This window comes from Afipia sp. 1NLS2 (genome assembly GCF_000178995.1).
Taxonomy (GTDB): domain Bacteria; phylum Pseudomonadota; class Alphaproteobacteria; order Rhizobiales; family Xanthobacteraceae; genus Afipia.
Genome location: NZ_ADVZ01000001.1, coordinates 1,653,583 through 1,678,386 on the forward strand (window position 1 = coordinate 1,653,583; position 24,804 = coordinate 1,678,386).

At 63.2% G+C, this 24,804-nt stretch carries 24 protein-coding genes and 1 tRNA gene; 17 read left to right on the top strand and 8 right to left on the bottom strand.

The features are described 5' to 3' along the window. Positions 1–39: 39 nt before the first annotated feature. From AFIDRAFT_RS08170 to AFIDRAFT_RS08180, 3 genes are read left to right on the top strand one after another with little or no spacing between them, the layout of a single operon-like run. Positions 40–1,539, top strand: coding sequence for an aminotransferase class V-fold PLP-dependent enzyme (locus AFIDRAFT_RS08170; protein WP_009338736.1), 1,500 nt, complete (start codon positions 40–42; stop codon positions 1,537–1,539). Between the two features lie 20 nt (positions 1,540–1,559). Further along, on the top strand, positions 1,560–2,450 hold the full coding sequence (locus AFIDRAFT_RS08175) for an MBL fold metallo-hydrolase (protein ID WP_009338737.1): 891 nt from the start codon (positions 1,560–1,562) through the stop codon (positions 2,448–2,450). Positions 2,451–2,487: 37 nt separating this feature from the next. After that, positions 2,488–3,270, top strand: coding sequence for a sulfite exporter TauE/SafE family protein (locus AFIDRAFT_RS08180; RefSeq protein WP_009338738.1), 783 nt, complete (start codon positions 2,488–2,490; stop codon positions 3,268–3,270). A gap of 3 nt (positions 3,271–3,273) precedes the next feature. Here the strand turns inward: AFIDRAFT_RS08180 and AFIDRAFT_RS08185 are convergent, their stop codons facing one another. Continuing rightward, positions 3,274–3,750, bottom strand: a complete 477-nt coding sequence (locus AFIDRAFT_RS08185; protein ID WP_009338739.1) for an Lrp/AsnC family transcriptional regulator — start codon at positions 3,748–3,750, stop codon at positions 3,274–3,276. Between the two features lie 160 nt (positions 3,751–3,910). Here AFIDRAFT_RS08185 and alr point away from each other — a divergent pair, with 160 nt between their 5' ends. The 5 genes from alr to AFIDRAFT_RS08210 all read left to right on the top strand — a co-directional run bounded on the left by alr (position 3,911) and on the right by AFIDRAFT_RS08210 (position 8,688). Further along, positions 3,911–5,062: an alanine racemase gene (alr, locus tag AFIDRAFT_RS08190; RefSeq protein ID WP_009338740.1), complete on the top strand. Its 1,152-nt coding sequence runs from the start codon at positions 3,911–3,913 to the stop codon at positions 5,060–5,062. Continuing rightward, complete coding sequence (locus tag AFIDRAFT_RS08195) at positions 5,059–6,318, top strand: D-amino acid dehydrogenase (RefSeq protein ID WP_009338741.1); 1,260 nt, start codon at positions 5,059–5,061, stop codon at positions 6,316–6,318. The genes alr and AFIDRAFT_RS08195 overlap by 4 nt, the downstream gene beginning before the upstream one ends. A gap of 25 nt (positions 6,319–6,343) precedes the next feature. Then, positions 6,344–6,802: a RidA family protein gene (locus tag AFIDRAFT_RS08200; protein WP_009338742.1), complete on the top strand. Its 459-nt coding sequence runs from the start codon at positions 6,344–6,346 to the stop codon at positions 6,800–6,802. 170 nt (positions 6,803–6,972) lie between these two features. After that, on the top strand, positions 6,973–8,157 hold the full coding sequence (gene chrA, locus AFIDRAFT_RS08205; protein WP_009338743.1) for a chromate efflux transporter: 1,185 nt from the start codon (positions 6,973–6,975) through the stop codon (positions 8,155–8,157). Positions 8,158–8,295: 138 nt separating this feature from the next. Continuing rightward, positions 8,296–8,688, top strand: a complete 393-nt coding sequence (locus AFIDRAFT_RS08210) for a DUF930 domain-containing protein (protein WP_009338744.1) — start codon at positions 8,296–8,298, stop codon at positions 8,686–8,688. Here AFIDRAFT_RS08210 and AFIDRAFT_RS08215 read toward each other — a convergent pair. Both AFIDRAFT_RS08215 and AFIDRAFT_RS08220 read right to left on the bottom strand, forming a co-directional pair. Continuing rightward, positions 8,685–9,422 (bottom strand): NYN domain-containing protein, encoded by a 738-nt coding sequence (locus AFIDRAFT_RS08215; protein ID WP_009338745.1) that lies wholly within the window; start codon positions 9,420–9,422, stop codon positions 8,685–8,687. The two genes, AFIDRAFT_RS08210 and AFIDRAFT_RS08215, sit on opposite strands and share 4 nt — an antisense overlap. Positions 9,423–9,514: 92 nt before the next feature. Further along, on the bottom strand, positions 9,515–12,019 hold the full coding sequence (locus tag AFIDRAFT_RS08220; protein WP_245258138.1) for a glycogen/starch/alpha-glucan phosphorylase: 2,505 nt from the start codon (positions 12,017–12,019) through the stop codon (positions 9,515–9,517). A gap of 263 nt (positions 12,020–12,282) precedes the next feature. Here AFIDRAFT_RS08220 and AFIDRAFT_RS08225 point away from each other — a divergent pair, with 263 nt between their 5' ends. From AFIDRAFT_RS08225 to ptsN, 7 genes are all read left to right on the top strand, one after another. Then, positions 12,283–12,897, top strand: a complete 615-nt coding sequence (locus tag AFIDRAFT_RS08225) for a ribonuclease D (RefSeq protein WP_009338747.1) — start codon at positions 12,283–12,285, stop codon at positions 12,895–12,897. A 124-nt stretch (positions 12,898–13,021) separates the two neighbouring features. Further along, complete coding sequence (lptC, locus tag AFIDRAFT_RS08230) at positions 13,022–13,723, top strand: LPS export ABC transporter periplasmic protein LptC (RefSeq protein ID WP_009338748.1); 702 nt, start codon at positions 13,022–13,024, stop codon at positions 13,721–13,723. A 31-nt stretch (positions 13,724–13,754) separates the two neighbouring features. Next, entirely contained in the window at positions 13,755–14,507 is a 753-nt protein-coding gene (locus tag AFIDRAFT_RS08235) for an LptA/OstA family protein (protein WP_009338749.1), read from the top strand. Between the two features lie 135 nt (positions 14,508–14,642). Further along, the gene (lptB, locus tag AFIDRAFT_RS08240) at positions 14,643–15,809 is read left to right on the top strand and encodes an LPS export ABC transporter ATP-binding protein (protein WP_009338750.1); all 1,167 of its coding nucleotides are present in this window, start codon (positions 14,643–14,645) and stop codon (positions 15,807–15,809) included. A 139-nt stretch (positions 15,810–15,948) separates the two neighbouring features. After that, positions 15,949–17,574, top strand: a complete 1,626-nt coding sequence (gene rpoN / locus AFIDRAFT_RS08245; protein ID WP_009338751.1) for an RNA polymerase factor sigma-54 — start codon at positions 15,949–15,951, stop codon at positions 17,572–17,574. A gap of 57 nt (positions 17,575–17,631) precedes the next feature. Further along, on the top strand, positions 17,632–18,237 hold the full coding sequence (gene hpf, locus AFIDRAFT_RS08250; protein ID WP_009338752.1) for a ribosome hibernation-promoting factor, HPF/YfiA family: 606 nt from the start codon (positions 17,632–17,634) through the stop codon (positions 18,235–18,237). 175 nt (positions 18,238–18,412) lie between these two features. Further along, positions 18,413–18,874, top strand: a complete 462-nt coding sequence (gene ptsN, locus AFIDRAFT_RS08255; RefSeq protein ID WP_009338753.1) for a PTS IIA-like nitrogen regulatory protein PtsN — start codon at positions 18,413–18,415, stop codon at positions 18,872–18,874. A gap of 75 nt (positions 18,875–18,949) precedes the next feature. Here ptsN and ilvD read toward each other — a convergent pair whose 3' ends face one another. The 5 genes from ilvD to AFIDRAFT_RS08280 form a co-directional block, all read right to left on the bottom strand. Next, positions 18,950–20,791: a dihydroxy-acid dehydratase gene (gene ilvD / locus AFIDRAFT_RS08260; protein WP_009338754.1), complete on the bottom strand. Its 1,842-nt coding sequence runs from the start codon at positions 20,789–20,791 to the stop codon at positions 18,950–18,952. A 179-nt stretch (positions 20,792–20,970) separates the two neighbouring features. Beyond that, positions 20,971–21,243 carry a BQ00720 family protein gene (locus tag AFIDRAFT_RS08265; RefSeq protein WP_009338755.1) on the bottom strand — a complete coding sequence of 91 codons (273 nt, stop codon included), beginning with the start codon at positions 21,241–21,243 and terminating at the stop codon, positions 20,971–20,973. Positions 21,244–21,291: 48 nt separating this feature from the next. Beyond that, on the bottom strand, positions 21,292–21,717 hold the full coding sequence (locus AFIDRAFT_RS20000; protein WP_009338756.1) for an Hsp20 family protein: 426 nt from the start codon (positions 21,715–21,717) through the stop codon (positions 21,292–21,294). A 218-nt stretch (positions 21,718–21,935) separates the two neighbouring features. Further along, positions 21,936–22,011, bottom strand: a tRNA-Ala gene (locus AFIDRAFT_RS08275). A gap of 125 nt (positions 22,012–22,136) precedes the next feature. Then, complete coding sequence (locus AFIDRAFT_RS08280; RefSeq protein WP_009338757.1) at positions 22,137–22,553, bottom strand: TIGR02300 family protein; 417 nt, start codon at positions 22,551–22,553, stop codon at positions 22,137–22,139. Between the two features lie 152 nt (positions 22,554–22,705). Here AFIDRAFT_RS08280 and aroA point away from each other — a divergent pair, with 152 nt between their 5' ends. Together aroA and cmk are read left to right on the top strand one after the other, a co-directional pair. Then, a complete protein-coding gene (gene aroA, locus AFIDRAFT_RS08285; protein ID WP_009338758.1) occupies positions 22,706–24,037 on the top strand; it encodes a 3-phosphoshikimate 1-carboxyvinyltransferase in 1,332 nt (443 codons plus the stop codon). Further along, a complete protein-coding gene (gene cmk, locus AFIDRAFT_RS08290; protein ID WP_009338759.1) occupies positions 24,034–24,663 on the top strand; it encodes a (d)CMP kinase in 630 nt (209 codons plus the stop codon). Before aroA ends, cmk begins: the two co-directional genes overlap by 4 nt. Positions 24,664–24,804: the final 141 nt, after the last annotated feature.

The window sequence follows — 24,804 nt, forward strand, 5'->3', positions numbered from 1 at the left end:
TCGACAAGTAAAAAACGGCCTATTTCTCGGAGTTTCGCAATGACCATGGTTAGTCAGCACTACCTCTTTGCCCGCAAATTGCTGGATGAGTTCGGCGCGGGCCTTGGGACGCCGGATCGTCTCGAGCGGATGGCCGCCGATCTTATCGGCAAGGACGCCAATATCGTCGGGCCGTTCGGGTCGAAGCGGCTAGTCTACGCCGATTACGTCGCCTCCGGCCGCGCGTTGATGTGCGTCGAGCAGTTCGTCATGCAGAACGTGCTGCCGTACTACGCCAACAGCCACACCGAGGCGTCCTACTGCGGCGGCGCGATGACCGGATTTCGCCGCGCGGCGCGCGAGACGGTCGCGGCCTGCTGCGGAGCGACCAGTGATCATGCGGTGATCTTCACCGGCTCCGGCGCAACCTCCGGCCTCAACCGGCTTGTGAATCTGCTTGGCGTCACCGCAAGCATGAAAGCCGGCGTGCGGCCGCGCATCGTCGTCGGTCCCTATGAGCATCACTCGAACATTCTTCCCTGGCGCGAAAGCGGCGCGGAAATCGTCGAGGTCAGGGAAGCGGCAACCGGCGGGCCGGATCTCGATGATCTCGATGCGGCGCTCAGTAGCGCCGGCGAGCGTCTTGTTGTCTGCGCGCTGTCCGCCGCCTCGAATGTCACGGGCATCATTGCCGACGTTGCCGGGTTGACGAAGCGGGTGAAGGCGACCGGCGCGAAGCTGGTGTGGGATTACGCCGGCGCGGGCCCCTATATGTCGATTGCGATGGAGCCTGCGCCCGGTGCGCTGATCGATGCAGTGGCGGTGTCGCCGCACAAGTTCATCGGTGGTCCCGCGGCGACAGGCATCCTGATCGTGCGTCACGACGCGGTCGATACGGTGAAGCCGACATGGCCCGGCGGCGGCACGGTGAAATTCGTCACGCCCACGGAACACGATTACAGCGACAGCCTCGAGGTGCGCGAGGAAAGCGGAACGCCCAACGTGGTTGGCGACATCCGCGCGGCGCTGGCCTTCCTCGTCAAGAAGGCCATCGGTGCGGAAACCATGGCGAAGCGCAACGCCGAGGTGCGCGCGCGCGCCCTGACGGCGTGGAGCGGGATCGAGCGTCTTGAGCTTCTCGGCAACATGCAGGCTGAAAGCCTGCCGATCTTCTCGTTCCGTGTGAAGGACGGAAAGGGCGGATACATCCATCAGCAACTGGTGACGCGGATGTTGAGCGACCGCTTCGGCATTCAGGCGCGCGGCGGCTGCGCCTGCGCGGGACCTTATGTTCATCGCCTGCTGCTGATCGACGAAGACGAGTCGACTGTGTTGCGCCGGCTGATCGCCGAAGGCGATGAGATTCGCAAGCCGGGATTCACGCGGCTGAACTTCAGCGTGCTGCTGCCGGACGACAAGGTGGATTTCATTCTGAAGTCGGTCGCCCAGCTCGCAAGTGATGCCGCCGCGTTCACGGATCGCTATGCGGTCGATGTCGGCCGGGCGATTTTCTTTCCCCGCCAGGGGCCCGGCGCGCCGGTCCTGTCGGCTGCAAGCTGACGAGAAATCGAGATTGATCCATGACCATCGCCCATTCCGGCAAGCCTGACGTCAAAGGCTTCTTCGATCCGCGCACGTGGAGCATCCAGTACGTGGTGTCGGACCCGCGCAGCAAGGAATGCGTGATCATCGATCCCGTTCTCGACTACGACGAGAAGTCGGGCTCGGTCGCGACAAACAGCGCCGACGCGATCCTGGCCTATATCGCTGAGCGCGGACTGAAACTGACGGCGATCCTCGATACCCATCCTCATGCCGATCATTTTTCCGCCGCGCAATATCTGAAGAAAGCCACCGGCGCGCCCACGGCGATCGGCGAGCGCATTGTCGATGTACAGCGGTTGTGGCAGGTCATCTACAATTTCCACGGCCTCGCGACCGACGGCTCGCAATGGGATCGCCTGTTTGCCGATGGTGATCGCTTCAAGGTCGGCGACATCGAAGGCCGCGTGCTGTTCTCGCCGGGGCACACGCTTGCGTCCGTCACTTACGTGATCGGCGATGCGGCTTTTGTGCATGATACGCTGTTCATGCCCGACAGCGGCACGGCGCGCGCGGACTTCCCCGGCGGCAGCGCCGTGAAGCTGTGGTCTTCGATCCAGCAGATTTTGGCGTTGCCCGACGACACCCGGATTTTTCCGGGCCACGATTACCAGCCGGGCGGCCGCGCGCCGCGGTGGGAAAGCACGGTGGCGGAGCAGAAGGCACACAATCCGCATGTCGCCGGAATGAATGAAGCTGATTACGTCGCTCTGCGCGAAGCACGCGACAAAACGCTGCCGATGCCGAAGCTGATCCTGCATGCGCTGCAGGTCAATATTCGCGGCGGACGGCTCCCTGAACCGGAATCCAATGGCAATCGCTATCTGAAGATTCCGCTCGATGCCTTCGGACAGGTGTCATGGGGCTGATGGGACGCGGCACGGAAAGTTTCGAGGCGGCCGAGGCATGATGCAGATCGCATTCGTGCCGGCCCTTGCGTCAGGCGGCGCGGTCGGTTTTTCTCTGGGGTTGATCGGAGGCGGCGGCTCGATTCTGGCGACGCCGCTGCTGCTTTATGTCGTTGGCGTGGCGCAGCCGCATGTCGCGATTGGCACCGGCGCGCTCGCCGTCGCGGTCAACGCATTCGTTGCGTTCGCAGGGCACGCGCGCGCCGGCAATGTACGCTGGCTGTTTGCAGGCATCTTCGCGGCGGCTGGCACGCTCGGCGCCTTTGCAGGCTCCAGCATCGGCAAGGTGATCGACGGCCAGCACCTGCTGTTCTTCTTCGGCCTTGCGATGGTGGCGGTGGGTTTGGCTATGCTGCGTCCGACCCCGCCGGACGGCACATGCGAACGTGAGACCGATCTCAAGACCTGCTCGGGTGTGATCGCGGTTGCCTTTATCGTCGGCGCGGCCTCGGGCTTTTTCGGCATCGGCGGCGGTTTTCTGATCGTGCCGGGTCTCGTGCTTGCGACCGGCATTCCGATGATCCACGCGGTCGGGTCGTCATTGTTCGCTGTCGGTTGTTTCGGTCTCGCCACTGCTCTGAATTATGCGTGGTCGGGATTCATCGACGGGCCGGTGGCTGGCACTTTCATTATCGGCGGCGTCGCGGGCGGATTGCTCGGCATGCTGCTGGCCAATCATCTGTCGCGCGGAAAGAATCTGCTGCGCTATGTGTTCTCCGCCATCGTGCTGATCGTCGCGGCGTATGTGCTGTATCGCAGCGGACACGCCATGATGGGTTGACCGTCAGCCGTTCAGGACAGCAGGCGAGACGCTGCGCTGGACCACGGCGCGCATCGCGAAACTCGAATGCAGGCGGGCGACGCCGGGCATGCGCGACAGATGCTGCTTGTGGATGCGCTCATAGTCCGCCATGTCGCGGGCCTGCACCTGAACCAGATAATCGTCGCTGCCCGACATCAGGTGGCACGCCACCACCTCATGGCATTCCGTGACCTCTTTTTCGAATCGCGCCAGCGCGTCCTCGCTCTGGCGGTCGAGCGTGATGTGAACCAGCACCGTCATCATGAAGCCGAGACCGGCGGCATCGATATTGGCGGAGTAACCGCGGATCACGCCGGACTGTTCGAGCTGCTGGAGGCGGCGCGCGCAGGCGGTCGGAGACAGGCCCACTTTTTCGGAAAGCAGGACGTGGCTGATCCGCGCATCCTTGACCAGTTCACGCATGATTTTCCGATCCATATCAGTGGGTTCGATGGTCATGCGTCTCTCCTGCCGTTATTCGCGCTCGACTATAGCGAAACTATCTCAGTATAAGCATTTATCCTGCGTTATTGCGACACTTTCTATCTGAATAAGCCGAGTTCCGCCAACTTGACGCTGATACCTTGCTTGAAAGCACCATGATGCGGCGAGGCGGTTGATGGAGAAGAACGGGCGGTTCAGGGGAGGGACGCTGGCGGTCGATCTGCGGGCCGTCCGTTCGAATTATCGCCTTCTGCGCTCCAGGCTGAGAGCCTCAACCCTTTGCGCGGGTGTGGTGAAAGCCGACGGCTATGGGCTCGGCGCCACTTACGTGTCGCGCGCGCTGTTCGCGGAAGGGTGCCGGCACTTCTTCGTCGCCCATCTCGATGAAGGGCTGGCGCTGCGGCCTTATCTGCCGCGTTCGGCCGCGATTTTCATTTTGAATGGTTTGCCGCGCGGCGCGGAGAGAGAGTGCGCGGCGGCAGGGCTCGTCCCCGTGCTCAATTCGCCGGAGCAGGCCGGGGCCTGGGCTGGTTGCGCGCGGACACGCGGACAGCGTTTGCCTGCCGTGCTCCAGGTCGATTCCGGCATGAACCGACTCGGCCTCACAGCCGGTGAGGCCGCGCGCTTCGCGGAAACGCCCGCGCGATCCGGCGTCGTCGATCTGCGCTACATCATGAGCCATCTCGCATGCGCTGACACGCCTGCGCATGAAGCCAACGCGATGCAGCTCGCAACATTCAGGCAGCTCGCAGGGTTGTTTCCCGACGTGCCGCGCTCGCTGGCGAATTCGTCGGGCATTTTTCTCGGGCCCGATTATCATTTCAGTCTCGTGCGCCCGGGGTCTGCGCTGTACGGCGTCAACCCCGATCCCGCCGCCACCAATCCGATGCAGAGCGTGGTGCGGCTGACGGCGAAAGTGATTCAGTTGCGCAACGTGATGCCGGGCGATTGTGTCGGTTATGGTTGGGACGCGCGCGCGCGCGGCGAAGCGCGGCTCGCCACGCTGTCGCTTGGATATGCCGACGGCTTTCATCGCGCATGGGGCAAAGGCGGCGCGGTGTTTTTCGAAGGCCTGCGATTGCCGGTGGTGGGGCGCGTGTCGATGGACAGCATCGTGATCGATGCGAGCGCCATCGCGCCCGGGCGTCTGGGTCCGGACTCCGAGGTCGAAGTGATCGGCGACGATCAGCCGCTGGATGATCTCGCCTCGGTTGCGGGCACTATCGGTTACGAAGTCCTGACCGGGCTCGGTTCCCGCTATCAGCGCATTTATCTCGGAGCGGAGGAGAGCGTGCCGTCCGCGATGCTTGAGGACAGCCTGCAATGAAAGTTCTGGTACTGGGCGCCGGCGTCATCGGCGTCACGACATCCTATTATCTTGCGAAAGCCGATTGCGAGGTGACGGTGCTGGACCGCCAGCCCGGACCCGGACTCGAAACCAGCTTCAGCAATGCCGGAGAGATTTCTCCGGGCTATGCGTCGCCATGGGCAGGGCCGGGCGTTCCGCTCAAGGCGGTGCGCTGGCTGATGGACAAATACGGTCCGCTCGTCGTCCGCCCGCAATGGGATCCGGCGATGTGGCGTTGGATGCTGCAGATGCTGCGCAACTGCACCTCTGCGCGCTACGCCGTCAACAAATCGCGCATGGTCGGCATTGCCGAATACAGCCGCGATTGCCTGCGCATCCTGCGCCGCGACGAAGGCCTTGCCTACGACGAACGCGGCCAGGGTACGCTGCAGCTGTTCCGCAAGCAGTCGCAGCTCGATGCCATCGGCGGCGACGTCGAAGTTCTGAAGCAATATGGCGTGCCTTACGAGATTCTCGATCCCGCGGGTTGCGTGAAGGTCGAGCCGGGACTGGCGCGCGCCCATACATCTTTTGTCGGCGGATTACGATTGCCGGACGATGAAACTGGCGACTGCTACATGTTCACCGACGGCCTTGCGAAGATCGCAGCCGGTCTTGGCGTGAAGACGGTGTATGACACCACGATCAAGTCCATCGACGTGACCGGCGGACGTGTTGCGCAGGTCACGACCGACAAGGGCGTATTCAGCGCCGATACGTATGTCGTCGCGCTCGGCAGTTTTTCGCCGCTGTTGCTGCGTCCGCTCGGTATCGACATTCCGGTCTATCCGGTGAAGGGCTATTCGCTCACCGTTCCCATCGTGGACGCAAGCGCCGCGCCGGAATCGACCGTGATGGATGAGAGCTACAAGGTTGCGATCACCCGGCTTGGTGATCGCATCCGCGTCGGCGGCACCGCCGAGGTTGGCAGTTATCAGGTGAAGCTGCGGCCGGAACGCCGCCTGCCGCTCGACCGTTCGCTGGGCGATCTGTTTCCCGAGGGTGGCGACGTCAACCGCGCGCATTTCTGGAGCGGGCTGCGGCCGATGACGCCCGACGGTCCGCCGGTGATCGGCCCGACGCAATTGGGCAATCTCATGCTCAACACCGGACACGGCACGCTTGGATGGACCATGGCGTGCGGTGCAGGGAAGGTGGTTGCCGACCAGATCGTGGGTATCAAGCCGGATATTCCGGTCGAAGGATTATCGCATCTGCGCTACGCGCATGCTTAAGCACTATGTTTTCAGGGAGAGAGTGATGAGTGAAGTCGAACGTAAATTGCAGGAACGCGGCCTGAATGTGCCCGCCGCGGCCAAAAGCCTTGCCGATTATGTGCCGGTGAATCGCGCAGGCAATCTTGTTTTCGTGTCGGGGCAACTGCCGGTGCAGGACGGCAAGCTCGCTTTCGAGGGCATCGTCGGCAAGGATATCGACACCGAGACCGCCAAGAAGGCGGCTGTTCTCTGTGCGCTCAACATCATAGGCCAGCTCAAGGCTGCCGTGCCTTCACTCGACAGCCTGCGCTGCATTCGTCTCGGCGGCTTCGTGCAGAGCGCGGCCGGATTCAGGGATCATGCGGCCGTGGTCAACGGTGCGTCCGAGCTGATCGTCCATGCCTTCGGCGAGAAGGGGCGGCATGCCCGCGCCGCGGTCGGTTGCAGTTCGCTGCCGCTCGGCGCTCCCGTCGAAGTCGAGGCGATCTTCGAGATCGACTAGCCGAAAGCCTCAGGCCTTCGAGCTGAAAGAAGTGTCTGGCTGGTTCAAAGCCCGTGCGTCAACCAGCGCGCGGGCTTTGGCTTTTGAGCCCGACGATCAATAATTCTTTTGTCTGGCGATTTGCCTCTGATACCAATCTGGCAGGTAAGCTTGGAAGCTGGCGGGGAGCGATGAGCAATCGGGCGGACGGAGGCAATCCTGCCGAAATATTTTCAGCTTTTCTGAAACTGGGGCTCACCTCATTTGGCGGCCCGGTCGCGCATCTCGGCTATTTCCGGTTCGAGTTCGTCGAGCGGCGGAAGTGGTTGAGCGAAGAGAGCTACGCCGACCTCGTGGCGCTCTGCCAGTTTCTTCCCGGTCCTGCATCGAGCCAGGTCGGAATCTCAATCGGTCTGTTGCGCGGCGGCTATCTCGGCGCCCTCGCCGCATGGATTGCGTTCACGCTGCCGTCCGCACTCGCGCTCGTGCTTTTCGCGTATGGGCTCGCAGCCTTCGAGAACAGTTTCGGCGGCGGCTGGCTGCACGGGTTGAAGGTTGCCGCCGTCGCTGTCGTGGCGCTGGCTATTCTCGGCATGGCCAGAACGCTGACGCCTGATCGTCTCAGGGTGACGCTTGCAATTGCCGCAATGGCGGTGGCGCTCATGCTGCCGTCGGCGTGGGGACAGATCGCGGGCATTGTGCTCGGCGGGTGTGTCGGCTGGTTCTGCATCAAGGGAAAATCTTCCACCGATCAGGCCGTGCTGCCGCTTCCGATCAGCCGGAGGGTCGGCGTCGCGATGCTTGTTGCGTTCGCCGTTCTGCTGGCAGGCCTGCCTCTCGCCGCAGCGGCAACCGACAGCCCATCACTGAAGCTGTTCGACATCTTTTATCGCGTTGGATCGCTGGTGTTCGGCGGCGGCCATGTCGTTCTGCCGCTGCTCAAGGCGGAAGTCGTCCCGGCCCTTGTGAGCAGCGACAATTTCCTTGCGGGCTACGGCGCCGCGCAGGCCGTTCCGGGTCCGCTGTTCACGTTCGCCGCTTATCTCGGCACGGTCATGGGCGGATGGACAATCGCAGTCGTTTGTCTTGTCGGCATCTTCCTGCCGTCATTTCTGCTCGTCATCGGCGTGCTGCCGTTCTGGGATGTGCTGCGAAGAAAACCGGCGGCGCAAGCCGTGCTGGCGGGAGTGAACGCGGCAGTGGTCGGATTGCTGCTCGCCGCTTTCTACGATCCGGTTTGGACCGCGGGCATCACCAACAGCTATGACTACGCGCTCGGGTTGGGCGCATTCGTGCTGCTGTTCGTATGGAAGGCACCGCCGTGGCTTGTGGTGGTCCTCTGCGGGGCGGCGGAGCAATGGCTCTCCTATTGGTGAACTGGCCGGGGTTGCGGAGATTCTGTTCAGCGGCTACAGAGCCTCACCGCCGCTGATTGCGGGCCATCTCAACGCGTGTTGTTGGGGCCGCGATTTCAGCAAGCACATTACTGTAAGAGAATCTTCCAGGAGTGGCTTTTGAAATACGCGCTTCTTGTTCTGGCCGCCGTGCCTGCGCTCTGGGTTGCTCCGGCCGCTGCCGTCGATGCCCGGTTTTATAACAGCCTGAAGCGGCTCGATCCCGACACGAGACTCGAGCAGGTCTGCGACATCGAGGCGATGAACCGGATCGATCGTGATCCCACGCCCTATCATCCCGACCGCGCCAAGAGCGACGTGCTGAGCACGCCGCGCCACATCGGCGACACGGTGAAGGGCAATGGTGGCGCCTTCCGCAGCAAGGGCAAGTGGTACTCGTATTCCTTCGTCTGCAAGGGATCGCCGGATCATTACAAGGTGCTGTCGTTCAGCTACAAGATCGGCGGGCCGATTCCCGAAACCAAGTGGGCGTCGTACGGGCTCTGGCGCTAACGCGACGGCGATTTCCGCTCCGGCTTGGCGCGCATATGGATGTGGCCGCCCTCGACCTTCTCGACTTCAAAGGCTCCGGTTTTCCGGATGAGATCGCTGAGTTTGGAACAACCATAGGTTCGCACGTCAAAATCCGAAAACAGATTTGAGATGTGCTGGCCGACAGGGCCGAGCATCACCCAGCCATCCTCACTTTCGATTTGCGAAATCGCCTTCATCAGAATTGGGATGGCCGCGCTCAGAGGTTCACGCGGTTTCGATTTCGTAGAATCGCCTGGCGATGTGGGCGTAGGTAGTAGATTTTCCGTGTAGACAAATCTGCGGCAGGCTTGGCGGAAGCTCTCGGGCGTTTTCTGCGTGCCGAAGCCGTAAACGTCCGCGCCTTGTTCGCGCAAGCGCGAGGCGAGGCGAGTGAAGTCGCTATCGGATGATACCAGGCAAAATCCATCGAAGCGTCCACTGTGCAGAAGGTCCATGGCATCGATCACCAGCGCGATGTCGGAGGCATTCTTGCCTTTCGTGTAGGCGAATTGCTGGTACGGGTCGATAGCGTGACGTTGCAAGATGTCAGCCCATGATTTGAGTCGCGAGCTGGAAAAGTCACCATAAATACGCCGCACGCTGGCTTCGCCGAATTTCGCGATCTCCTCGAACAGGCCTTCAGTGATTTGCGGAGAGGTATTGTCCGCGTCGATCAGAACCGCAAAGCGCGGTGGCCGGGATTCGGCGGGCATGAAAACTCCTTTGGTGAAAAGCGGTAGGATTCAAAAGAACAGACTCTCAGGATAGTCCGTTGTGGCTGTGGGTCCAGATCGGAGCCACGAATTTAGACTTTCCAGATGTCGTCGGCGTAGTCGCGGATCGTCCGGTCCGCCGAGAACCATCCCATCCGCGCGGTGTTGAGGATTGCCGATGTCTCCCACGCGGCATGTCCCCAGCGCGCGTCCACCAGCGCCTGGGTGCGGTGGTAATCGTCGAAATCTGCCGACACCATGTAGTGGTCGAGATAACGCAGGCTGTGCGCGATCGGCGCGAAGCGCGCCGGATCTTCGGGCGAGAAAGTGCCGCGGTCGATGGTCTCGATCACGCGCGCCAGCATCGGCGAGGCCGCGATGGCGTCGGATGCATCGAGCCCCGCGCGCCGCCGCTCCATGACCTGATCGGCGGTCATGCCGAAGATGAAGATGTTGTCCGCGCCGACCTGATCGCGGATTTCAATATTGGCGCCGTCGAGCGTGCCGATGGTGAGCGCGCCGTTGAGCGCGAGCTTCATGTTGCCGGTGCCGGAGGCTTCCATGCCCGCGGTCGAAATCTGCTCGGACAGATCGCAGGCCGGCACCATCACCTCCGCCGCACTGACATTGTAGTTCGGCACGAACGCCACTTTCAGCAGGCCGCGGATCGTCGCGTCGTGGTTTACCGCGTCGGCGATGTCGTTGATGAGCTTGATGATCAGCTTGGCCTGATGGTAGCTCGGCGCGGCCTTGCCTGCGAAAATCTTCACCCGCGGCACCCAGTCGGCGTTCGGATTGTCGCGGATCGCGAGATAGCGCGCGATGGTGTCGAGCGCGTTGAGGAGCTGGCGTTTGTATTCGTGGATGCGCTTGATCTGGATGTCGAACAGGGCCGCCGGATCGAGCCGCAGCGACATCGTGCGCTCGATCATGCCCGCGAGCGCGACCTTGTTGTGCTGCTTGATGGCGCGGAAGCGTTCCTGAAAGATCGGATCATTGGCATAGGGCTCAAGCCCAGCCAGCGCCGAGGGGTCGTCGAGCACGCGGTCGCCGCAGACCTCGCGCAACAGCGCGGTCAATCCCGGATTGCACTGATACAGCCAGCGCCGGAAGGTGATGCCGTTGGTCTTGTTGGTGATGCGGTCGGGATAGAGCGTGTTGAGGTCGGCGAACACCGTATGCTTCATCAGCTCCGAATGCATCGCCGAGACGCCGTTGATGCGGTGCGAGCCGATGAAGGCGAGGTGGCCCATGCGCACGCGGCGCCCGCCGGTCTCGTCGATCAGCGAGGTCGCCGCGCGAAAACGGATGTCGCCGGGCCTTTGCCGCTCGGCGGCGGCGAGGTTGTCGGCGTTCAGCCGGTAGATGATGTCGAGGTGGCGCGGCAGCAGCCGCTCGAACAGTTCGACCGGCCAGTTCTCCAGCGCCTCCGGCAGCAGCGTGTGGTTGGTGTAGGCGATGGTCTGCGACACGATCCGGCGCGCCTGTGGCCATGGCACATAATGATGATCGATCAGAAGCCGCAGCAGTTCCGGTACCGCGAGACTCGGATGCGTGTCATTGAGCTGGATCGCGGCATATGACGCCAGCGTGCGGATGTTGCCCTGCTCGCGCAGGTGCCGCGCGACGATGTCCTGCAGCGATGCGGAGACGAAGAAATATTCCTGCCGCAGCCGCAATTCCTTGCCGGCGGCGGTCTCGTCGCTCGGATAGAGAAATTTCGAGATCGCTTCCGCGCGCGTTCTCTGTTCCGAGGCGCCCGCATAGTCGCCGTGGTTGAAGACATCGAGGTGGAGCGGCGTGATCGGCCGCGCCGACCACAGCCGCAGCGTGTTGATGTGCGCGCCGCGCCAGCCCACGATCGGCGTATCGAATGCCGCCGCCCGCACCGTCTCGCCGGGAATCCAGGCGATGGCGTCGCCCTGCGGCGTGGGATGATGCTCGATGCGTCCGCCGAAATGGATATCGTAGGACACCTCAAACCGTTCGAATTCCCACGGATTGCCGCCCTCGAGCCAGTGCTCGGGAAATTCCTGCTGCCAGCCATGCGAGATTGCCTGACGGAACAGGCCGTGCTCGTAGCGAATGCCGTAACCGATGGCGGGGATCGCAAGGCTCGCCATGCTCTCCATGAAGCAGGCGGCGAGGCGGCCAAGTCCGCCATTGCCGAGTGCCGCATCCGGCTCGATGTCCTTCACGTCACCGAAATCCACGCCGAGGTCGCGCAGCGCGCGGACGTAAGTTTCCATCAATTGCAGATTGCTCAGCGCATCGGTGAACAGGCGGCCGATCAGGAATTCCAGCGACAGATAATAGACGCGCTTTCTTCCCTCAATGCGTGTCTCGCGCACGTCCGGCAGCCAGCGCGCGGCGATGCGCTCTCGCAGGCTCAGCGCCGCGGCGAGGTACCAGTCGTGCAGCGTTGCGCGCTCGATCTCATGGCCCAGCACGCGCGTGATCTTGGCTCTGATCTCGTCGCGAACGGCCGCCTCATCGTAGTCGCTCGGCCGCTCCCGCGCGGGCGCGCCCTTGGGGAGCGCAGTCTTGGCAATATTCAAGCCGCCACCCTCACTCTCGGTGCGTGATCGCAAACTCATCCCGCGCAACAAACCGGAGAGCCACGCGATGGGTTCCAGCAGAGTCAAAGATTAAGGCCATAGGCTGACATCGGACCCAGTGAGGGGAAGAAAGCTGTGGGCGGAAAACTTAATCAAGTTATTGATAATTATGAATTATTTTAAAATTCCGCGCGGATAGCCGCTAAAATTTGCTTTCTTCGTCCAATTGGGATTTTTCAGCTTCAGGATTTTTCAGGGTTGGCGCGCTAGCCTGCCCGCCATTGGATTTGGAACAAAGCATCATGACCATCCGGCTGCATCGCGGCGATTTGCCTGACCTTTCGCGCTACACGCACTCCGTCGCGATCGACACCGAAACACTCGGCCTCAATCCGCATCGCGACCGGCTCTGCGTGGTGCAGCTTTCGAACGGCGACGGCAGCGCCGATGTCGTGCAGATTCCGGCGGGTCACACCGACGCCCCGAACCTGAAGAAGCTGCTCGGCGATCCTGCGATCACCAAGCTGTTTCACTTCGCCCGGTTCGACATTGCCGTGCTGTACCATGCCTTCGGCGTGATGGCGCAGCCGGTCTACTGCACCAAGATCGCCTCGAAGCTGGTGCGCACCTACACCGACCGGCACGGCCTGAAGGATCTGGTGCGCGAGATGCTCGGCGTCGAAATCTCCAAGCAGCAGCAGTCGAGCGATTGGGGTGCGGCGTCGCTGTCGGAAGCGCAGTTGAGCTACGCCGCCTCCGACGTGCTGCATCTGCATGCGCTGCGCGACAAGCTCGATGCCATGCTCGCGCGCGAGGACCGCGAGCCTCTGGCGAAGGCCTGCTTCGAATTCCTGCCGACGCGCGCGAGGCTCGATCTGCAGGGCTGGGAAGAAACCGATATTTTCGCGCATTCGTAAAGAGCGCGCATCGTCCGAAAGTCGCGATGTCCGAAAGTTATGGGCAGGGGTCCTGCGCGGCAGAGCGCGGCCCTTATATTGTCGCGATAGAGCGTAAGCTTGATGGCGTAACCCGGGAACCAAGGTGGCCACACAGACGCCGGCATATCAGGGAGACGATCCCCGCTTCGTGCGCGCCGCACGCCACAGCCGCCGCGTGCGCTGGCTGCGCCGCGCCGTGCCCGCGGTGGTGATCCTGTCGCTGGCACTCATCATCGGCGCGTCGGTGTTCAATCCGTTCCGCTTCCTCAAGAAGCTTCCGATCGATCTCAGCAAGCTGTCGGTCTCGGGCACCAAGATCACGATGGATGCGCCCCATCTTGCGGGTTATCTGCCCGATCGGCGGCCTTATGAAGTGTGGGCGAAGGCGGCGACGCAGGACGTCACTGACCCGACCAAGGTGGACATGCTCGACATCCGCGCGCAGGTGCAGATGCAGGACAAGTCGACGCTGCGGGTGGATGCGCAGAACGGCCATTTCGATACCAAGACGCAACTGCTCGATCTCACCAACCAGATTCTGTTGCAGACCACGACCGGCTATCAGGCGCAGCTCACGCAGGCGCGCGTCGATCTTGCGACCGGCATCATCAGCTCGGATCAGCCGGTGGCAGTGAAGCTCACCAACGGCACGCTGAACTCGCAGAATTTGCGGATCACCGATCATGGCGCGTCGGCGGTGTTTGGCGGCGGCGTGACGATGCTGCTCGATCCGCCTGCGGACAAGACCAATGCCGACGCCACGGCCGGGAGCGTGCCTGCCGATGCGCCGGCGGAATCCCAGTGAGGCGACGATTGAAATCGGATATGGATGCACGATGCGAGTAATGGAACACAATCTGTCAGGCGGTCGGAAGGTGCGCGCGGTGTGCGGTCGCGCGACGCTCGGCCTGTCTGCGCTTTTTGCGTTCGCTGTGTGTGTGTCCGCCGCGCAGGCGCAGACCAGCACGGTGTCGGGCGTGCCGAACGCGGTGCAGGGTTTCTCGAAAAATCGCGGCCAGCCGATCCAGATCGATGCGCTGTCGCTCGAAGTGCGCGACAAGGACAAGATCGCGACCTTCTCCGGCAATGTGAAGGTGGTGCAGGGCGACACCACGATGCGCTCGAAGACGCTCGTGGTGTTCTACGATCAGGACAAGGCGGGCGCGAAGCCCGGCATGAAGACGGCGCAGCCGGGACCGGGTGGCAATTCGAGCGTGCGGCGGCTGGAAGCGCGCGGCGGCGTCGTCGTCACGCAGAACGATCAGACCGTGACGGGCGAGACCGGCATCTTCGACATGAAGACCAACACCGTGACGATGACCGGCGGCGTGGTGCTGACCAAGGACAAGAACGTGCTGAAGGGCGACCGGCTGGTGGTGGACATGACGACGGGCGTCTCGCGCGTCGAATCCAGCGGCGGGCGTGGCGTCTCCGGGCTGTTCAATTCCACTTCGCCGAACAAGAATGGCGGCGGGCTCAGCCTCGTGCCCGGCTCGGGACCCAAGACGGAAACCGCGCCGTCCACGCGTACTCCCGGAAAGCCGATGAAACTCAATAACTTGCAAAGCCGCACGGGATCGCGCGGTTGAACCTTGGCCCGCGAGCCTATATCAAGGGCCGGGGACGGATTCTGACAGGCGGGCGTGCAGGCGGGGTGCCGGCGCGCCGATTCCGCCGCGGGGTCGCAAGCTGGCAAGCCAGCCTTTGAAAGGCCGATCGAGCGGATGGTGGATCTCCTGCGCATGTTTCGCCGCCGTGCCCCTTCGCGGGGCAAGCAGGGCTTTGCCCGCTCCGGCGGCGACATCACCTCGTTCAGCGCCCGCATGGGCGACATGTTCAAGAGCGCGAAGGGCGAGGTGCCCGTGCAGCCGCAGCCTGCATCGCGGCAGCCGTTTCAGTTGACCGAACAACAGCAGCAATGGGCCTCTTACAGCGAGATGGCCGTGATGCTGGCGGACGATGGTGCGACATCGTTCGAACGTTCATCGCCGATTCCGCGCGGCGAGCCGCAGCGTGTGCCGGGCGAGGAGCGCCGCGCGCCGCCAAGACAGACAGAGTTAAGACAGGCAGAGTCAAGGCAGGCGGAGCCGGGACCAACCCAGCAACGGCAAACGCAACAACGTTCGACACAGCAAAGCAGGCCCGCGCCGCAGCGTTCGCAACCGCGCGCGGGCTACCTTGCCGTGCACGGCATCGAGAAAAGTTTCGGCACCCGCAAGGTCGTGCGCGGCATCAACATCTATGTGCGCCGGGGCGAAGCGGTTGGCCTTTTGGGCCCGAACGGCGCGGGCAAGACCACGGCGTTCTACATGATCACCGGCCTGATCAAGGCCGACAAGGGACGCATCGAACTCGACGGCTACGATGTCACCAGCCTGCCGATGTATCAGCGCGCGCGGCTCGGCATCGGCTATCTGCCGCAGGAAGCCTCGATCTTTCGCGGCCTTTCCGTGGAGGACAACATCCGCGCCGTGCTCGAGGTGGCGGAGCCCGACCGGCGCAAGCGCGAATACGAGCTGGATTCGCTCTTAGAGGAATTCAACATCGTGCGGTTGCGCAAATCGCCGTCGATCGCATTGTCGGGCGGCGAACGCCGCCGCGTTGAAATCGCGCGCGCACTGGCGACCAAGCCGAACTACATGCTGCTCGACGAACCGTTCGCGGGCATCGACCCGATCGCGGTCGGCGACATCCAGCAGTTGGTGCGTCATCTCACCAACCGCGGCATCGGCGTGCTGATCACGGACCACAATGTGCGTGAAACGCTCGGCCTCACCGACCGCGCCTACATCGTCTATGCCGGCGAGGTGCTGACCGAGGGCCAGCCCGAGGAGATCGTCAACGATCCCGATGTGCGCCGCCTCTACCTCGGCGAGGAATTCCGCCTCTAGCTCTGGCGGTACCGCCCTGCGGGCATGCGGCTGTCCGTTGCGGGCAAAAACTCAGTCCCGTCAAGTCGTATACAGGGGCATCTAAAAGAGCTAAGCAAGAATTGGACCAATTGGGGCGAATCTCGAGCTGGATGCCATTATGGCGCTGACGCAACGCCTGGAATTTCGCCAATCGCAAGCGCTGGTGATGACGCCGCAGCTCATGCAGGCGATCAAGCTGCTGCAATTGTCCAATCTCGATCTGGTGGCATTCGTCGAGGGTGAGCTTGAGCGCAACCCGCTCCTGGAGCGCGGCAGCGAGGACGACGCACCGGTGCGCGGCGAAGGCGCGTCGGCGGAACAGGATTTTCCCGGCGGGGATGACGGCGCGGACAGCGGCGCAGGCGGCGAGGGCGTTCGCGGCAATGGCGAGCCGTCCGACGACTGGATGTCGCGCGAACTCGGCAGCCGCGCCGAGATCGAACAGACTTTCGACACCAGCATGGACAACGTCTTCACCGAGGAACCCTCGGAAACGGCGACCCGTGCGGCGCAGGATGCCGCGCCGACCTCCTACACCGAATGGGGCGGCGGCGCGTCCAGCGATGAAGATTACAATCTGGAGGCCTTCGTCGCCGCCGAGACCTCGCTGCAGGATCATCTGGCCGAACAGCTCGCGGTCGCGCTGACCGACGCCTCGCAGCGCATGACCGGGCAATATCTGATCGACCTCGTCGATGAGGCAGGCTATCTGCCGCCGGATCTCGGCGAGGCCGCCGACAAGCTCGGCACCACGCAGGAAGCCGTCGACGCCGTGCTCGCGGTGTTGCAGACGTTCGATCCGCCGGGCATCTGCGCGCGCAATCTGAGCGAGTGCCTGGCGATCCAGTTGCGCGAGCGCGACCGCTTTGATCCGGCGATGCGTGCGCTGGTCGAGAATCTCGATCTGCTCGCCAAACGAGATATTGCGGGTCTGAAAAAAATCTGCGGCGTCGATGACGACGACATCGCCGACATGATCGGCGAGATTCGTCATCTCGATCCCAAGCCCGGACTGAAATTCGCGACCGGACGAACACAGACCGTGGTGCCCGATGTCTATGTGCGCCCGGGACCTGATGGCGGCTGGCTCGTGGAACTCAACAGCGACACGCTGCCGAAGGTGCTCGTCAACCAGTCCTATTACGCAACCCTCACCAAAACGCTGCGCAAGGACGAGGACAAATCCTATTTCGCTGACTGCCTGCAGAACGCAACCTGGCTGGTGCGGGCGCTCGACCAGCGCGCGCGCACGATATTAAAAGTTGCAACCGAGATCGTCCGCCAGCAGGACGGATTCTTCACGCGCGGCGTGGCGCATTTGCGTCCGCTCAACCTCAGGGCGGTGTCGGACGCGATCCAGATGCATGAATCGACGGTGTCGCGCGTCACCGCCAACAAATACATGGCGACGAATCGCGGTATTTTTGAATTGAAATATTTCTTCACCGCGTCGATCGCCTCCGCCGACGGCGGCGAGGCGCATTCGGCCGAATCCGTGCGGCACCGCATCAAGCAGATGATCGATGCCGAAGAGGCAAACGACGTTCTGTCCGACGACACGCTGGTGGAACGTCTTCGCGCCGAAGGCGTTGATATTGCCCGGCGCACCGTCGCGAAGTACCGGGAGGCTCTGCGGATACCGTCTTCCGTCCAGCGCCGTCGCGAAAAACGGTACGCGCTTGGCCATTCGGGTGGTGCAATATCTTCTTCCAACGACCGATCACGCGACATAGCTCCCGCTTGACGGCTTGCGGGGCTTTGGCATTGTGGTGGTGTTGTAACAAGACGACGAGGTGCGTCCATGACGCTTCGAGTTTCCGGCAAAAGCATCAACATCGGTGAAGCCATTCGCGGTCGTGTCGCGGGTCGAACGGAAGAGGTGTTACGAAAATATTTCGACGGGAATTATTCGGGGCATTTCACTTTCAGCAAGGACGGTTTCGGTTTCAAGGCGGACTGCGCGCTGCATCTGGATTCCGGCGTGACGCTGGAGGCCGACGCGATGGCCGCCGATGCGTATGCCAGCGCGGATCAGGCGCTGATCCAGATCGAGAAGCGGCTGCGTCGCTACAAGAGCAGACTCAAGGATCGTTCTGCGCGCAAGGCGCATGCGGAATCCGAAGCGATGGCCGCGATCGCCTTGGATGGCATCGATGCGTCGAGCTACGTGCTCGAAGGCCCTTCCTACGATGAAGACGATGACGAGATCACCGCGTTCAATCCGGTGGTGATCGCGGAATCGACTCACACGCTGCGGCGCTTTTCGGTCAGCGAAGCGGTGATGGAGCTCGACATGACGGGCGCGCCCGTCATCGTATTTCAGCATGGTTCAAGCGGACGGGTGAACATCATTTATCGGCGCTCCGACGGCAATGTGGGCTGGATCGATCCGCCCGCGGCGAAGTAATCGTGGTCGGGATTCCGGGCCGAAATAGCCCGAGGAAGACCTTGACGCCCTCCTTGGCCCTCCCTATGGTCCGCCGCCTCGACGGACCAGGGGCGGGCAAGCTCGGTCCATGCCCTCAATCGGCTTCACGCCTTTTAACGGCTTACGGTTTCACCCTTCACTCTCGGACAGCTCCATGACGATCACCGATCTGGTTGCGCCGGAGGCGATCCTTCCCGCGCTCAAGGTCAACAGCAAGAAGCAGGCGCTGCAGGAACTGGCGGCGCGTGCGGCTGAGCTGACCGGACAGAACGAGCGCGCGATCTTTGAAGTGTTGCTTCAGCGCGAGAAGCTCGGCACCACGGCTGTCGGTTACGGCATCGCCATTCCGCACGGCAAGCTGCCGAAGCTTGAGAAGCTGTTCGGCCTGTTCGCGCGGCTCGAGCGGCCGATCGATTTCGAGGCGATGGACGGCGCGCCGGTCGATCTGTTGTTCCTGCTGCTCGCGCCGGAAGGCGCGGGCGCTGATCACCTCAAGGCGCTGGCGCGGGTCGCGCGGCTGTTGCGCGATCAGGAAGTCGCCAAGAAGCTGCGCGCCTCAAGCGATGCGCAGGCGCTTTATTCGGTGCTGGCGCTGCCGCCGGCCACCGCCGCATAAAAAAACCGCCGCGGATCGCGCGGCGGGCTTTTTCTTTTTCATTGCAATGTCTGGATTGGCCGCAAGCGGCTTCGCTCAGTCGCGCACGCGCCGGACCGCGCCGAGCGCCGCGCTGGTGGTGAGCGCGGCATAAGCCTTGAGCGCGGTGGTGACGCGGCGCTTGCGTGGCGCGGGCCTCCACGCCTCGTTGCCGCGCGCGTCCATCGCCTTGCGGCGGCGGTCGAGTTCGGCATCGTCAACCGCGACATTCACCGTGCGGTTGGGGATGTTGATCCTGATGATGTCGCCTTCCTCCACGAGACCAATGGCGCCGCCTTCCGCCGCTTCCGGCGAGACGTGGCCGATCGACAGGCCCGACGAGCCGCCGGAGAAGCGGCCATCGGTGATCAGCGCGCAGGCTTTGCCAAGCCCCTTCGATTTCAGGTAGCTCGTCGGATACAGCATTTCCTGCATGCCGGGTCCGCCGCGCGGGCCCTCGTAGCGGATCAGCACGACATCGCCGGCCTTGATCTTGCCGCCGAGGATTGCGTCCACCGCCGCGTCCTGACTTTCGAAGATGCGCGCGGGGCCTTCAAACTTCAGAATGCTGGTGTCGACGCCCGCGGTTTTCACGATGCAGCCGTCGCGTGCGATGTTGCCGAACAGCACGGCGAGACCGCCATCCTTGAGGAAGGCATGTTCGGCATCGCGGATGCAGCCTTTGGCGCGGTCGGTGTCGAGTGCGTCGTAACGGCGTTCCTGACTGAACGCGACCTGCGTCGGCACGCCGCCTGGCGCAGCACGATAGAAGGTGCGGACGCTGTCGCTCTTGGTGCGCATCACGTCCCAGCGCTCCAGCGCGTCCTTCAGGCTCTTGCTGTGAACGCTCGGCAGGCTGGTATCGATCAGCCCGGCGCGGTCGAGTTCACCCAGAATGGCCATGATGCCGCCGGCACGATGCACGTCCTCGAGATGCACGTCGGCGACCGCAGGCGCGACCTTGCACAGCACCGGCACGCGGCGCGACAGCCGATCGATGTCGGCCATCGTGAACGGCACTTCGCCTTCATAGGCAGCGGCGAGCAGATGCAGCACGGTGTTGGTCGAGCCGCCCATCGAGATGTCGAGCGTCATCGCGTTTTCGAACGCCTTGAAGCTCGCGATGTTGCGCGGCAGCGTCGTCTCGTCGTCCTGCTCGTAGTAGCGCCGCGCGAGATCGACGATCAGATGCCCGGCCTCGACGAACAGACCCTTGCGGTCGGCGTGGGTGGCGAGCACCGACCCGTTGCCCGGAAGCGCCAGGCCGAGTGCCTCGGTGAGGCAGTTCATCGAATTGGCGGTGAACATGCCCGAGCATGAGCCGCAGGTCGGGCAGGCCGACCGCTCGATGCTTTCCACTTCGGCGTCGGTCACGGTGTCGTCGGCGGCAGCGACCATCGCGTCAATCAGGTCAACGGAGCGCTTCTCGCCCTTGATGACGACCTTGCCGGATTCCATCGGCCCGCCGGAGACGAACACGGTGGGGATGTTGAGGCGCAGCGAGGCCATCAGCATGCCGGGCGTGATCTTGTCGCAGTTCGAGATGCACACCATGGCGTCGGCGCAGTGCGCGTTGACCATGTATTCGACGCTGTCGGCGATGATCTCGCGCGAGGGCAGGCTGTAGAGCATGCCGTCATGGCCCATCGCGATGCCGTCATCCACCGCGATGGTGTTGAACTCCTTGGCGACGCCGCCGGCCTTCTCGATTTCGCGCGCGACAAGCTGCCCGAGATCCTTGAGGTGGACGTGGCCCGGCACGAACTGCGTGAAGGAGTTCACCACCGCGATGATCGGCTTGCCGAAATCCTCGGTCTTCATGCCGGTGGCGCGCCACAGGCCGCGCGCGCCGGCCATGTTGCGGCCGTGGGTGGATGTGCGGGAACGATAGGGAGGCATTTTGGAATTCCTCAAGGACAATTGATTGGTTCCATACTCGCCTGCCGGAGGGAAGCCAATAAGAAGTCCGTATGGCAGCCATACGCGGAAGGCCGCGAGGAGACCGGACAAGCAAAAAGCGGCAACGCTTTCGCGCTGCCGCTTCGTGGTCTGTCAGCAGGCCGTTCAGCCGAACGGGGTCAGTGCAGGCTGACGGTCTGAAGCTCGTTGCTCCAGGCGTTGGCGATCGCAGCCTCGCGGCTGTCGGTCAGCATAATAGGGGTGCCATCGGCGGCGTGCAGCGCGAACAGCGTCACGCCCGGCGCGATCTCGGGTGCCTGCGGGAACAGGCCCGGCACATCCTCGGAACGGATTTGCTTGACGTAGGCGAGATGACCCTCGCCCAGCGCGGCCAGCGCCTCCAGCGAAACCGGTGATTGGTCTCTTGGCTCATGGTGCAGAATAGTAGCCATGTCCTCGACTCCTTCTAAGTCAGACAGCGGTCGAGTCCGCCCATTGCATTATTCGTGTTCATTGATGGCTATCGTCTTAACGATCCGCTCGGGTTCTGGTCTTGCGAGGTCGACCGACAGCAGCCCGTTCTTCAAGTCCGCGCCAAGCACGTACATCCCCTCCGCCAGCACGAAGGTGCGCTGGAAGTGGCGAGCGGCGATGCCGCGATGGATGTATTGCCGGGTCTTGTCGTCCTGCTGGCGACCGCGGATGACGAGTTGATTTTCCTCAATAGTTACATCGAGTTGGTCGCGGGTGAAGCCCGCCACAGCCAGCGTGATGCGCAGCCTTTCGGGCTGGCCGCTACAGCGCTCGCATCGCTCGATGTTGTAGGGAGGATACCCGTCGGCGCCTTTCACGACGCGGTCGAGCGCACGCTCGATCTCGTCGAATCCCAGAAGGAACGGACTGGATAACGAAGGAACACGCGACATTCCAAAGTCCTCTCGAAGCGACTTTGCTCGGCTTCCGGCCCGGATGGACCTTCCGCCAAGGGCCCTTTCGGCGCCCTTCGCCGGAGGAGCGTTCCCGCCCGCCCAGCTTTCACCGATATGGCGATGTTTGGACGGTTGTTCAAGGCCATGGCTGCCCGCGGGACAGGCCATGCACCACAAGCTGCTTGATGGAGAGATGGTGATGGGAAAGGGGCGGTTGGTGGAGCCAGGCGGGATCGAACCGCCGACCTCTTGCATGCCATGCAAGCGCTCTCCCAGCTGAGCTATGGCCCCTTAGTCAAACCGCGTTCGGATGGGTCCGATGCGTCTGCCGATCGGAACCGGCCGTCTGGCCGTGCCCGTGAATCGTCAGGACCGACCTGAAACCACGTTTCAGGTCGTATCTCAAGTCTCTTGTCTCAGGATTCCTCGTCGCCGGAGACGTCGCCGATGATGTCGGTCACGTCTTCGTCTTCTTCCTCTTCATCGGGGATGAAGGTGGAATCGTCATCGTCGTCATCGATGGTGTCGTCGACCTCGATGTCGTCCTCGGATTCCGGCACCACGGCCTTGACCTTGCCGGTATTCTCCTCGGCGTCGGCCTCTTCCAGCGAGACCAATTCCTCCTCGTTCTCCGCAACCTCGGTTTCCTGCGAGGCTGTGGTGGCGGCGGCGCGTGCGGCGGCGTCATTGCGCGCACCACGGGGCGGTGCAACCGGCGCGATCGGCACGATTTCGCCCGTGTAGGGCGAGATCACCGGCGTCTTGTTGAGGTCGTAGAATTTTTTGCCCGTCACGGGGCAGGTGCGTTTGGTTCCGAGATCGGCTTTGGCCACGGGCGAAGATCCTGGGAATTTCGAAAAAAGCGGTGCTTCACTTGGGCGGTTGCGAGCGCTCTGTCAATAGTGCTCTGGGCGGCCCGCGCAGGGCGGGTGACGTATCCCGGCACCCATGGTAGGAGCCGTTCAAATTGTACAGGAATTCCGCCGTGAGCCAGTCCGTTGAGCCGACCCCCTTGGAAGCGCGAGGCGCCAGCCCGCTGACCGGAAAGGTCCGGGTGCCGGGCGACAAGTCGATCTCCCATCGGGCCCTGATCCTTGGCGCGCTCGCCGTCGGCGAAACGAAGATCACCGGCCTGTTAGAGGGCGAGGACGTCCTCAACACCGCCAAGGCGATGGCGGCGCTCGGTGCGAAGGTCGAGCGGACCGGCGAGGGCGCGTGGTCCGTGCACGGCGTCGGCGTCGGCGGTTTCAAGGCTCCTGACGGACCGCTCGATTTCGGCAACAGCGGCACCGGCTGCCGGCTGGCGATGGGCGCGGTCGCGGGCTCGCCGATTGCGGCGACCTTCGACGGCGACGCCTCGCTGCGTTCTCGACCGATGCGGCGGATTCTCGACCCATTAGAACTGATGGGCGCGGTTGTATCGGGTGGCGACGGCAAGCGGTTGCCGCTGACGCTGACCGGCGCGCGCGATCCGATCCCGATGGCTTACCGCACGCCGGTGGCGTCGGCGCAGATCAAATCCGCCGTGCTGCTGGCTGGCCTGTCGGCGCCCGGCGTGACCACGGTGATGGAGACGGAAGCGAGCCGCGACCATACCGAATTGATGCTGAAACAATTCGGCGCCGAGATCAGCGTCGAAAAGGAAGGCGAACACGGCCGCCGCATCACGCTCACCGGCCAGCCCGAGCTGCACGGCGCAAACGTCGCGGTACCGGCCGATCCGTCCTCGGCGGCGTTTCCGCTGGTCGCGGCACTGATCGTGCCGGACTCGGATTTGACCCTCACCGATGTGATGACAAACCCCTTGCGGACCGGGCTTTTCACGACACTCAGGGAAATGGGCGCCTCGATCGAGGAGAGCGATGTGCGTGACGCCGGCGAGCCGATGGCGAACCTGCGCGTGCGCGCCTCAAAACTGCGCGGCGTCACCGTGCCGCCGGAGCGCGCGCCGTCGATGATCGACGAATATCTGGTGCTCGCGGTCGCCGCCGCGTTCGCGGAGGGCACAACGCGGATGCGCGGTCTGCAGGAATTGCGCGTCAAGGAATCCGACCGGCTGGAAGCGACCGCCGACATGCTGCGCGTCAACGGCGTCAAGGTCGAGATTTCCGGCGACGATCTGATCGTGCATGGCGAAGGTTTCGTGCCCGGCGGCGGGCTCGTCAAAACCCACATGGATCACCGCATCGCGATGTCGGCGCTGGTGATGGGCTGCGCGTCGGAAGCGCCGGTCAAAGTGGACGACACCGCGTTCATCGCCACGAGCTTCCCGGATTTCATTCCGATGATGCGCAGACTGGGAGCGGATTTCGCATGATCATCGCCATCGACGGCCCCGCGGCATCGGGCAAGGGGACGCTCGGCAAACGGCTCGCGCACCATTACGGCTTCCGCCATCTCGACACCGGCGTGATCTATCGCGCGGTGGCGCAGGCGCTCTTGGAATCGGGCGCGGCGCTGACCGACGAGGCCGCGGCGGTCACGGCGGCGATGGAACTCGACCCGGAAAAATTCGGCAATCCCGTGCTCAAGACCCAGACAGTCGGCGATGCCGCATCCGTGGTGTCCGCGATCCCGAAGGTGCGCGAGGTGCTGCTCAATTTCCAGCGCCAGTTCGCCGCCGGCCCGCCCGGCGCGGTGCTCGACGGCCGCGACATCGGCACCGTGATCTGTCCCGATGCCGACGTGAAAATTTTCGTCGTCGCTGACCCAAAAGTGCGCGCGCATCGCCGCACGCTGGAGGCGCGCGGACGCGGCGAGGCCGCCGACGAGGCGCTGGTGCTCGCCGACATCCTCAAGCGCGACGAGCGCGACAAGAACCGCGCCACGGCGCCGCTGAAATGCGCGCCCGACGCCCATGTGCTGGACAATTCCAACCTCGACATCGAAGGCGGCGTGCGCGCCGCGATCGCGATCATCGAAAAGGTCCGCACCGCGCGGTAAGACGGTTCCCTCCGCTAGGGGCTGCACAGGGCCAAAACAGCCCGAAACTGCGCTCAAAAGGCCGTTTCCGGGTCATCCGCGGCGATTCCGGCCTTGCCCCAAAAGGCGTGGAGGGCTATATCGCCCCGGTTCGGGTTGCTC